The organism is Bradyrhizobium sp. P2_E8 (assembly GCF_056403875.1).
In genome coordinates, this window is the sequence record NZ_JBFUES010001945.1 from 1 (window position 1) to 502 (window position 502).

General features: G+C 54.9%; 1 protein-coding gene. It reads left to right on the forward strand.

Features of this window, described 5'->3' with window-relative positions; genetic code table 11:
• Positions 1–502, forward strand: a 502-nt coding sequence (locus AC1D00_RS44845; protein ID WP_477015182.1) for a Wzz/FepE/Etk N-terminal domain-containing protein, incomplete at both ends; no start/stop codon positions are given.

Consider the following 502-nt stretch of genomic DNA (forward strand, 5'->3'; position numbering starts at 1 on the left):
GACATGTACCGATCATAGCGCTGACTTGTTGCGCGGCGCTTTGCATTTCTATCCTTTACCTGATCATCGCGGTACCGACGTTCACCGCCAAGGCGCAACTCCTCGTAAACTCGAAGTTGGCCATGGTGGACGCTTCGGCGGTGTCAACGGTCGTGGAAAGTCAGATCGCAATCATAAAGTCCGAGAGCATCGCGACCGCCGTGATCGAGAAGCTCGACCTTGCTCAAGACCCGGAATTTTCGACAGGCCAATTTAGCGGCACGATATCCCGGCTGCTCGGCTGGAGTAAACCGAAGTCGGAAGCCAGCGCCGCGCGCTATGCGCTGGAACCRTTCGAACGCAAGCTTTCGGCCAAACGTGTCGGCCCTACGTTTCTCATCGAGATTACCTTCGACTCCAGAGATCCTGATCGAGCGGCGGAGATCCTGAACGCGCTTGTCGAAAGATATATTACCCATCAAATGGACAATGCCGGCTTGCAAGATACGAAATGGGTCAAGGA